General features: G+C 72.2%; 10 protein-coding genes and 1 pseudogene. 5 read left to right on the forward strand and 6 right to left on the reverse strand.

What is annotated here, in order from left to right; all coding sequences use genetic code 11:
• Window positions 1–204 (forward strand): annotated as a pseudogene (locus AC1DQF_RS19800) (alpha/beta hydrolase); the annotation flags it as partial.
• A 22-nt stretch (window positions 205–226) separates the two neighbouring features.
• Here the strand turns inward: AC1DQF_RS19800 and AC1DQF_RS19805 are convergent.
• From AC1DQF_RS19805 to AC1DQF_RS19820, 4 genes are read right to left on the reverse strand one after another with little or no spacing between them, the layout of a single operon-like run.
• The gene (locus AC1DQF_RS19805; RefSeq protein WP_477526944.1) at window positions 227–985 is read right to left on the reverse strand and encodes a sulfite exporter TauE/SafE family protein; all 759 of its coding nucleotides are present in this window, start codon (window positions 983–985) and stop codon (window positions 227–229) included.
• Window positions 982–2,169 (reverse strand): SPFH domain-containing protein, encoded by a 1,188-nt coding sequence (locus AC1DQF_RS19810; protein WP_477526945.1) that lies wholly within the window; start codon window positions 2,167–2,169, stop codon window positions 982–984. The genes AC1DQF_RS19805 and AC1DQF_RS19810 overlap by 4 nt, the downstream gene beginning before the upstream one ends.
• Window positions 2,170–2,224: 55 nt before the next feature.
• Entirely contained in the window at window positions 2,225–2,686 is a 462-nt protein-coding gene (locus AC1DQF_RS19815) for an NfeD family protein (RefSeq protein WP_477526946.1), read from the reverse strand.
• 29 nt (window positions 2,687–2,715) lie between these two features.
• The gene (locus AC1DQF_RS19820) at window positions 2,716–3,516 is read right to left on the reverse strand and encodes an ABC transporter ATP-binding protein (protein ID WP_477526947.1); all 801 of its coding nucleotides are present in this window, start codon (window positions 3,514–3,516) and stop codon (window positions 2,716–2,718) included.
• A 61-nt stretch (window positions 3,517–3,577) separates the two neighbouring features.
• Here AC1DQF_RS19820 and AC1DQF_RS19825 point away from each other — a divergent pair, with 61 nt between their 5' ends.
• Complete coding sequence (locus AC1DQF_RS19825; RefSeq protein ID WP_477526948.1) at window positions 3,578–4,312, forward strand: hypothetical protein; 735 nt, start codon at window positions 3,578–3,580, stop codon at window positions 4,310–4,312.
• Window positions 4,313–4,347: 35 nt separating this feature from the next.
• Entirely contained in the window at window positions 4,348–5,568 is a 1,221-nt protein-coding gene (serB, locus tag AC1DQF_RS19830) for a phosphoserine phosphatase SerB (protein WP_477526949.1), read from the forward strand.
• Here the strand turns inward: serB and AC1DQF_RS19835 are convergent.
• The gene (locus AC1DQF_RS19835; protein WP_477526950.1) at window positions 5,546–6,319 is read right to left on the reverse strand and encodes a putative protein N(5)-glutamine methyltransferase; all 774 of its coding nucleotides are present in this window, start codon (window positions 6,317–6,319) and stop codon (window positions 5,546–5,548) included. The two genes, serB and AC1DQF_RS19835, sit on opposite strands and share 23 nt — an antisense overlap.
• A gap of 8 nt (window positions 6,320–6,327) precedes the next feature.
• Window positions 6,328–6,879 carry a SixA phosphatase family protein gene (locus AC1DQF_RS19840; protein ID WP_477526951.1) on the reverse strand — a complete coding sequence of 184 codons (552 nt, stop codon included), beginning with the start codon at window positions 6,877–6,879 and terminating at the stop codon, window positions 6,328–6,330.
• Between the two features lie 150 nt (window positions 6,880–7,029).
• Between AC1DQF_RS19840 and AC1DQF_RS19845 the strand changes: the two genes are divergently transcribed.
• Both AC1DQF_RS19845 and cphA read left to right on the forward strand, forming a co-directional pair.
• The gene (locus AC1DQF_RS19845) at window positions 7,030–8,046 is read left to right on the forward strand and encodes a cyanophycinase (protein WP_477526952.1); all 1,017 of its coding nucleotides are present in this window, start codon (window positions 7,030–7,032) and stop codon (window positions 8,044–8,046) included.
• Window positions 8,043–10,012, forward strand: a 1,970-nt coding sequence (gene cphA / locus AC1DQF_RS19850; RefSeq protein WP_477526953.1) for a cyanophycin synthetase, incomplete at its 3' end; no start/stop codon positions are given. The genes AC1DQF_RS19845 and cphA, both read left to right, overlap by 4 nt.

The following is a 10,012-nucleotide window of genomic DNA, read 5'->3' on the forward strand; positions in this document are numbered from 1 at the left end:
ACGACCATGGGCGAGGCCGTGCACCGCAACGACGTGGTCCTCGACGTCGAGCAGATCCGCCGCGGGGCCTCCAGCCTGGGCCGGCACGTCACCAGCATCGCCGTCGAGGGTGCGCGCCACGACGTGGTGCTGTCCCTGCTTGACGTCCGGGCGAGGGTCTACGACGAGCTGGACACCTGGCTGCAGGCCTGGGTCGAGGCCTGACGCACCGGACGGGTTGGTCTCCTCAGACGAGGAAGGCGACCAGCGCCACCACGCCGACCACCACGATGAAGCCGCGCAGCACCGCGGAGGGCAGCCTGCGACCGACCGAGGACCCGATCACCCCGCCGATGACGRCACCGATCGCGATGAGACCCACGATCCGCCAGTCCACGTCGGCGATCAGGATGAAGAGCACCCCGGAGATGCCGTTGACCAGCGCGGCCAGCACGTTCTTGGCCCCGTTGAGGCGCTGCAGGGTCTCGTCCACCCCGATGCCGAGCACGGCCATCATCAGCACGCCCTGGGCGGCGCCGAAGTAGCCGCCGTACACCCCGCACGCGAACATCCCGGGCCACACCCACCAGGCGCCGCGCTCGGGCAGGCCGCCGCTGGCCTCGTGGCGGCGAGCGACGTACGCCGAGATGCGCGGACCGGTGAGCACGAGCACCAGGCCGAGGAGGATGAGCGCCGGGACGACGACCTCGAAGGCCCCCGGCGCCCACAGCAGCAGCGCGCCGCCCAGCAGGCCACCGAGCCCGGAGGCGCTGGCCAGGTGGAGGAGGCGCGCGCGCTGACCGCGCAGCTCGCGGCGGTAGCCCACGGCGCCGGTGATCGAGCCCGGGACCAACCCGATCGAGTTGGACACGTTGGCGGTCACCGGGGGGACTCCGAACGCCAGCAGGGTCGGGAACGTGATCAACGTCCCCGACCCCACCACCGTGTTGATGGTGCCGGCCGCCACGCCCGCGAGGGCGATCAGTACGGCTTCGATCCACGTCACGCCGGGGCTGCCCCCGGGGCGCTCGGGTCGACCGGACCCTCGCCGGCCGACGGGTCGGTCGGCTCGGCGGCGACCGGCGGGGTCGCCCCGCCGAGCGAGTCGAGGGGACCGCTGGTGGCCCGGCTCGGCCGGGCCGCGAGCTCGGCGGCCGCGATGGCCTCCTCGACGGCCTTGCTGGCGTCGCTGAGCTCGGCGTCACCCGCCGGGCTGACGCCGCCCTGGGGCTCGGTGGGGCCCATGTCGACGCGGGTGCGCGGCGTGGCGTCCTTGGGAATGCCGGCGATCTCGTGGATCGAGGAGCCCAGCCCCTCCATCGCCTTGGTGATCTCCGAGGGGATGACCCAGACCTTGTTAGCGCTGCCCTCGGCGATCTTGGGCATCATCTGGAGGTACTGGTAGGCCAGCAGCGACTGGTCGGGCTGACCGTCGTGGATGGCCTGGAAGACCGTCTGGATGGCCTGGCCCTCACCCTGGGCACGCAGGATCGAGGCCTCACGGTCGGCCTGGGCCCGCAGGATCTGCGACTCGCGGTCACCCTGCGCGTTGAGGATCTGCGACTGCTTGGAGCCCTCGGCGGTGAGGATCGCGGCCTGCCGCTGACCCTCGGCGGTGAGGATGACGGCGCGCTTCTCGCGGTCGGCGCGCATCTGCTTCTCCATCGAGTCCTTGATGGAGGGCGGCGGGTCGATGCCCTTGAGCTCGACACGGTTGACGCGGATGCCCCACTTGCCGGTCGCCTCGTCGAGGACGCCGCGCAGGCCCGAGTTGATCGAGTCGCGGCTGGTGAGCGTCTCCTCGAGGTCCATGCCACCGACGATGTTGCGCAGCGTGGTCATTGTGAGCTGCTCGATCGCCTGGATGTAGTTGGCGATCTCGTAGGTCGCGGCGACCGGGTCGGTGACCTGGAAGTAGATGACGGTGTCGATGGAGACCACCAGGTTGTCCTCGGTGATCACCGGCTGCGGCGGGAAGCTCACGACCTGCTCACGCAGGTCGATGAGGTAGCGCAACCTGTCGATGAACGGGACCAGGATGTTGAGTCCGGCCGGCAGCGTGCCCTTGTACTTGCCGAAGCGCTCGACGATCCCGGCGCGCGCCTGCGGCACGATCCGGACCGTCTTGGCCATCAGCACGACGATGAACAGGACGAGCAGCACGAACAGGATCAGCAGTGCTGTGGGCATTGTGGTGGTTCTCCCCCGTGGATGGTGATGGTGCGGAAGTGGTGACGTGGTGCGGTCAGTACTCGAGGCGGGCGACCGGGTGCACGTAGGCCGTCGCGCCCTTGATGGCGAGGACCTCGACGGTCTCGCCCGCGGGGATGGTCATGGTGTCGTCGTAGGGACGCGCCGACCAGTCCTCTCCGCCGATCTTGATGCGCCCGGTCGACAGGCCGCTCATCTCGGCGGTCACGATCCCCTGGGTGCCCACGAGCTTGCCGTGCCCGAGCTCGAGGTCGGGCCCCGACTCGAGCTTCTTCATCATGGACGGACGCACCAGGGCCAACATCGCGACCGATGCACCGGCCGCGCCGAGCACCTGGACGGCGAAGGGCAGGTCGGCCAGCGCCAGGACCATGCCTACGACGGCACCGATGGCGAGCATGCCCACGATGAGGTCGAGGCTGAACATCTCGGCCACCCCGAGCACGATGGCCAGGCCCAACCAGGCCTCCCAGAGGTGTCGCAGCAGCCAGTCCATGGCCAAACCCTATCCGGTCGGGTGCAGCCTCAAACGGTGCTGCGCCGGGTGCGTCGCCGCGCGGCGTACCGACCGTCCTCCACGCTCAGCCGGAGCGGCATCTGGAAGGTCTCGGACAGCGCCTCCTCGGTGACCACCCGCTCGAGCGGACCCTGCGCCACGACCTTGCCCTGACGCAGCATCATCGCGTGGGTGAACCCCGGCGGGATCTCCTCGACGTGGTGCGACACCAGCACCGTCGCGGGCGAGTCGGGGTCGAGCGCGAGCACGCTCAAGGTGGAGACGAGGTCCTCGCGGCCGCCCAGGTCGAGGCCGGCGGCAGGCTCGTCCAGGAGCAGCAGCTCGGGGTCGGTCATCAGGGCACGGGCGATCTGGACGCGCTTGCGCTCGCCCTCGCTGAGGGTGCCGAAGGTGCGGTCCACCAGGTGCGTCGCGCCGACCTCGCCCAGCAGGCTCGCGGCCCGTTCGTGGTCGAGGCTGTCGTACTCCTCGCGCCAGCGACCCAGCACGCCGTACGACGCGGAGACGACGACGTCCTGCACCAGCTCGCTGCGCGGGATGCGGTCCGCGAGCGCGGCACTGGTCAGGCCGATGCGGGGCCGCAGGTCGAACACGTCGACCGTGCCGAGCACCTCGCCGAGGATGCCGGCGACGCCCTCGGTCGGGTGGATCTGCGCCGAGGCGACCTGGAGGAGCGTGGTCTTGCCGGCGCCGTTGGGACCGATGAGGACCCAGCGCTCGTCCTCCTCGACCGTCCARTCGACGTCGTCGAGCAGCGTCGCCCGACCACGGCGCACCGTGAGACCTGCACACTCGATCACGGCGCTCATGCGGGTCACCCTATCCAGCAGGGACCGCACTCCCGACGACCCCGACGTATCCTCAGCAGCCGTGTCACTCGAACTCCCCCTGTCCGGCCGCCTCGCGTGGTGGCTGACTGCCTGGCTGCGCGGCGACGAGGTCACCGACCACGCCCTCGACGCGGTCACCGACGGCGACCTCGGGCACGTGGTCGAGGGCCTCGAGGACGTCACCGACGGTTCCGGTACGACGCTGCTCGACGCCTTCGTCGCGGCCCGCCGTGCCGGTGCCGACCGGGCCGGCCTCGCGCTCCCCGTCGAGGGCGACCTGCTCGGGCTCGGCGGCCCTCGCGGCCTCAACGACCTGGCCGTGGACTCCGGCGAGGCCGTGGTGCTGGCCTCGTTCGCGCTGGTGCCCTCGGTCGTCGGCGAGGTCGTGCGGTGGCAGGCCAGCCCGTCGGCGCCGCGCCAGCTCCCCGACGTGGGCGAGGCGGACCGGGCGCTGCGCGCCGCGCTCGTCGACACCGCCACCGTGCTCGCGGAGCTCGACGTCGCCCGGTGGCGGCCCGAGGTGGCCGACAGGCTGATGAACCTCAGGCACCGCCCCGCGCTCGAGGCCCCCCTCGGCGTGCCGCCCCGCTGCACGGACCTCGCCGCCCGAGGGCTGCAGGGGTGGGCGATCGTCGACCTCGCGCTGGAGGACGACGGCGGTGCCCTGTCGTCGTACGAGATCGGACGCCGGCGCGATGCCCTGGCCCCCCTCGAGCGGGCGTCGCGTCGAGCGGTCGTGGCGGCCTGCTCGCCCGAGGTGTGGCCGGAGTCCTGAGCACCCCGCCCGACGGGGATAGCCTCGGGCGCGAGATGACCGATGTGGACGAGCACCCCAAGACCCTCCTGGTGACCCTGACCGGCAAGGACCGGCCCGGCGTCACGTCAGCCATGTTCGCCACCCTGTCGGCCGCCGGCGTCGAGGTCGTCGACATCGAGCAGATCGTGCTGCGCCGCCGGCTCGTGCTCGGGGTCCTCATCACCGCGCCGCGGGACTGGAAGAAGCTGCGCGAGGCCATCGAGGAGACCGCGTCCTCGCTGGGCATGCAGGTCGAGGTCGACCGCGGCGTCGGCGACAACCGGGAGCGCGGTTCGGGACGCTCGCACGTCACCGTGCTGGGCGCACCGCTCCGGGCGGCGGCGATGTCGGCCATCGCCGGCCGGATCGCGGACTGCGGCGCCAACATCGACCGCATCGAGAGGATGGCCCGCTATCCCGTCACCGCCATCGACCTGGCCATCTCGGGCGTGGAGCCCGAGGTGCTGCGCCCGCTGCTCGCCGTCGAGGCCGCCGCCCAGGGCATCGACATCGCCGTACAACCGGCCAGCCTGCTGCGGCGCTCGATGCGGCTCATCGTCATGGACGTCGACTCCACCCTCATCCAGGGCGAGGTCATCGAGATGATCGCCGCCCACGCGGGCTGCGAGGCGGAGGTCGCCGCGGTCACCGAGCGGGCCATGCGCGGTGAGATCGACTTCGAGGAGTCGCTGCGCGAGCGGGTCGCGCTGCTCGAGGGCGTGCCGGAGTCGGCGCTCGACGAGGTCTACGAGTCCATCAACCTCGCGCCCGGCGCCCGCACCATGGTGCGGGTGCTGCGGCGGCTGGGCTACCGCTTCGCGATCGTCTCGGGCGGCTTCACCCACATCACCAGCAGGCTCGCCGCCGACCTCGGCATCCACTACTCGCGGGCCAACGAGCTCGAGATCGTCGACGGGCGGCTCACCGGGCGGGTGGTGGGCGACGTCGTCGACCGGCCCGGCAAGGCGAACGCACTGCGGGAGTTCGCCGCCGACATCGGGGTGCCCGTCGACGCCACCATCGCCATCGGCGACGGGGCCAACGATCTCGACATGCTCAACGCCGCCGGGCTCGGCATCGCCTACAACGCCAAGCCGGTGGTCCGCGACGCGGCCGACGCCTCGGTCAACGTGCCCTACCTCGACACGATCCTCTACCTGCTCGGCATCTCCCGCGAGGAGATCGAGGCGGCCGACGCCGCCGACGGCATCGTCACCCCCGCTCCCCCGATCTGACGCCGACGGCCCTGCCCACGGCGACGCAGCCGCCGACCTCGTCGTCGCGCTCGACGTGGGTTGCCAGGCCGGCGGCCTCCATGGCCGCGGTCGTGAGGGGCGCCTGGCCCGGGCTGGTCTCGACGAGCAGCACTCCCCCGGGCGCCAGCCACGCAGTCGCGCCTGCCGCGATCCGGCGGTGCAGGTCGACCCCGTCGACGCCGCCGTCCAGCGCGACGGCCGGCTCGTGGTCGCGGGCCTCGGGCGGCATCAGCGCGATGCGGTCCGTCGGCACGTACGGCGCGTTGGCCACCAGCACGTCGACGCACCCGCGCAGGCCGTCCGGGAGGGCGTCGTACAGGTCGGAGAGGTGGAGGGTGCCGTGCGGGACGTTGCGTGCGGCGCACTCGAGGGCGACCGGGTCGACGTCGCTGGCGTGAGCCTCGCAGGCCGGGACCACCGCGGCGATCGGCGCGACGCCGCAGCACAGCTCGAGCAGCGTGCTCGACCGGTCGGCGTACGACGCGGCGACCCGGGCCAGCAGCTCGGTGCGGCGGCGCGGCACGAAGACACCCGGTGCCACGACGAGGCGCCGGCCGGCGAACTCGACCCAGCCCAGCACGGTCTCCAGCGGCTCCCCGGCGACGCGACGCGCCACCAGGTCCTCCAGGTCGTCGCCGGACAGGCCGGTGCCGGCGAGCAGACGGGCCTCGTCCTCGGCGAAGACGCATCCTGCGGCCCGCAACCGCGCCACGAGGTCTGCCGGGGACACCGGGGCGCTCAGCCTCCGCTCACCTCGGCGCGACCGACGTGGAAGGCGACCACCGACGCGGAGGCCATGTCGAGCTCGACCCACGCGCCGGCGTACTCCAGGATCGTGAGCGCGCCGGCTGGGTAGCCACCGGCCATCGCAGCGCCGGCCTCGGCGTCGCCGCCGCCGTCGTCGAGGAGCTGCGCGAGGTAGGCCACCGTGGGGTTGTGACCGATGACGATCACGTCGGTGGCGTGCGGCGGCACGTCGCGGATGAGGTCGAGGGCGGCCTCGGGGCCGGCGGCGTACAGGCCGGTGTCGAAGTCGGGCTCGATGCTCCAGCCGGCGGCGGCCGCGACGGCGTCCCACGTCTCACGGGTGCGGACGGCGGTCGAGACCAGGGCGTGGTCGGGGACGAAGCCCCGGGCGGCCAGCCAGCTCCCGGCGGCTGCCGCGTCGTCGTGGCCGCGGGGCTCGAGGGCGCGGCCCTGGTCGGAGTCGCCCCAGGACTCGGCCTTGGCGTGCCGCATGACCACCAGCCTGCGGGCTGGCGTCGTCTGGGCGGCTTGCGTCTCCTGCACGGGCACACTGTCCCAGCCCCGGGTTCGTCCTGTCACTGGCCCATCCGGATGACTCAGCCCGCAGGGGTGGGCGTTCGCCGGACGCGGTGTGCGTGCCGCGGGCTCCACCGCCGGGAATCCCGGGGTCGGGGCACCGTTACTCTGCACCCCATGCCCTCTGGACCCCTCATGATCATCGGCGGTGCCGAGGACAAGCTCCGCAAGCGCACCATCCTGAAGGAGTTCGTCGTCGCCAGTGGTGGCCACGACGCCCGCATCGTCGTCATCCCCACCGCATCGTCCCTCGGCCCCGAGATCGTCGAGGTCTACGACGCCCTCTTCACCAAGCTGGGCGCCGGGCAGGTGCGTGCCGCCCGCCCGGAGAGCCGCGAGGCCGCCCACGACCCCGACCTGGTCGCCGCCATCGACGACGCCACCGGCATCTTCATGACCGGTGGCAACCAGCTCAAGCTGTCGGCTGTCGTCTGCGGCACCCCCTTCGGCGACGCGATCGTCGCGGCCCACGAGCGGGGCGCGGTGGTCGCCGGCACGTCGGCGGGCGCGAGCATCCAGTCGTCGCACATGGTGGCCTTCGGGTCCGGGGGCGCGACGCCCAAGCAGCGGATGACGCAGGTCGCCGCCGGCCTGGGCCTGGTCGGCTCGACGGTGATCGACCAGCACTTCGACCAGCGCAACCGCTACGGCCGGCTGCTGATGATCGTCGCGCAGAGCCCCCAGCTGCTGGGGATCGGTGTCGACGAGGACACCGCCGCGATCGTGGAGGTCGTCGACGGCCACGAGGTGCTCCGGGTGGCCGGCAAGGGGGCCGTGACGATCCTCGACCCGGCCAGGATGGTGTCCAACGCCCACGAGGCCCGGCAGTCGGCGCCGCTGCTCGCCAGCGGGCTCACGCTCCACGTGCTGCCGGCCGGAGCGTCGTACGACCTGACGGCACGCGCCCTGGTCCCCCTCGAGCCGGTCATCGACGAGAGCGAGGCGGAGGAGATCGCCGAGGCCGGTCGTGACCTGCGCAAGCTGGCCCGCGACATCGCCGCCGGTGACGTCTCCCCCACCAACCTGCGCCGCCGGCTCGCCCGCGCACGCAAGGTGACCGAGACGACCGCTCCTTCCACCGCCCCCCTCACCACCTCCACGCCCACCCCTGCCCAGGACGGAGACCCCGCATGAGCGAGCGCCCCACGCCCGACCTGACGATCCTCGAGACCCGCGTCTATCGCGGGGCCAACGTCTGGTCCTACGACAAGTCCGTGCACCTGGTCGTCGACCTCGGCTCGCTGGAGGAGTTCCCGACCAACACGCTCCCCGGGTTCACCGACGAGCTCGTGTCCATGCTGCCGGGGCTGCGTGAGCACTCCTGCTCCCGCGGGCGTCGCGGCGGCTTCCTCGAGCGGCTGCAGGAGGGCACCTGGCTGGGCCACGTCGCCGAGCACGTCGCCCTGTCGCTGCAGCAGGTCGTGGGACACGACATCCGGCGCGGCAAGACCCGCTCGGTCAAGGGGCACAAGGGCCGCTACAACATCATCTACGGGTACGTCGACGAGCAGGTCGGCCTCGAGGCCGGCAAGCTCGCGGTGCGCCTGGTCAACCACCTGGTGCAGGGCGACCCGGACTTCGACTGGGAGACCGAGCGGGACTCCTTCATCCGCCGTGCCGAGCGCACGGCCTTCGGCCCCTCGACGCAGGCCATCGTCGACGAGGCCGTCTCGCGGGACATCCCGTGGATCCGGCTCAACCAGTACTCCCTCGTCCAGCTCGGCCAGGGCGTCCATGCCAAGCGCATCCGGGCGACGATGACCAGCGAGACCAGCTCGATCGCGGTCGACATCGCCTCCGACAAGGACCTCACCACCAAGCTCCTCGGTGCGGCCGGGCTGCCGGTGCCCAAGCAGGAGTCCGTCCGCTCCGCCGACGCCGCGGTCTCCGCGGCCCGCCGGATCGGTTATCCCGTCGTGGTCAAGCCCCTGGACGGCAACCACGGTCGCGGTGTCTGCCTGGACCTGCAGTCGGAGGAGGACGTCCGCGGCGCCTACGAGATCGCCCGCGAGCAGTCGCGCCGCGGCACCGTGATCGTGGAGTCGTTCGTGACCGGCAAGGACTACCGCTGCCTGATCATCGACGGCCGGATGGTGGCCATCGCCGAGCGGGTGCCCGCCTCCGTGACCGGGGACGGCACCTCCACCGTCGAGCAGCTCGTCGACCTCACCAACGCCGACCCCCGTCGCGGGGTCGGCCACGAGAAGGTCCTCACCCGCATCAAGGTGGACGACGCCGCGCTCGAGGTGCTGGCCGGCCAGGGCCACTCCCTGGAGTCCGTGCCCGCCGAGGGGGAGATGGTCAAGCTCGCGCTGACCGGCAACATGTCCACGGGCGGCATCTCCATCGACCGCACCTTCGAGGCCCACCCGGAGAACGTCGAGATCGCCGAGGAGGCCGCCCGGATGGTCGGGCTCGACATCGCCGGCATCGACTTCATCTGCCCCGACATCACCGAGCCGGTCCGCGAGGCCGGTGGCGCGATCTGCGAGGTCAACGCCGCTCCGGGCTTCCGGATGCACACGCACCCGACGATCGGCGAGCCGCAGTTCATCGCCAAGCCGGTCGTCGACATGCTCTTCCCGCCCGGCGCCACGTCGCGGATCCCGATCATCGCGGTGACCGGCACCAACGGGAAGACCACCACCAGCCGGATGATCAGCCACATCTTCAAGGGCATGGGCCGCAAGGTCGGCATGACCTCCACGGACGGGGTGGTCATCGACGAGCGCCTCGTCATCCGCGCCGACGCCAGCGGACCGCGCTCGGCCCGGATGGTGCTCCAGAACCCCCGCGTCGACACGGCCGTCTTCGAGGTCGCCCGCGGCGGCATCCTGCGCGAGGGCCTCGGCTACGAGCGCAACGACGTGGCCGTGGTGCTCAACGTGCAACCCGACCACCTCGGCCTGCGCGGCATCGACACCGTCGAGCAGCTCGCCGACGTCAAGGCCGTCATCGTCGAGGCCGTCCCCCGCGACGGGCACGCCGTCCTCAACGCCGACGACCCACTGGTGCGCGAGATGCGCCGGCGGTGCTCGGGCCAGGTCGTGTGGTTCTCGATGGAGGAGCCGGGCTCGGACGCCCGCGACATGATCGACGC

This window comes from Nocardioides sp. P4_G4 (assembly GCF_056401085.1).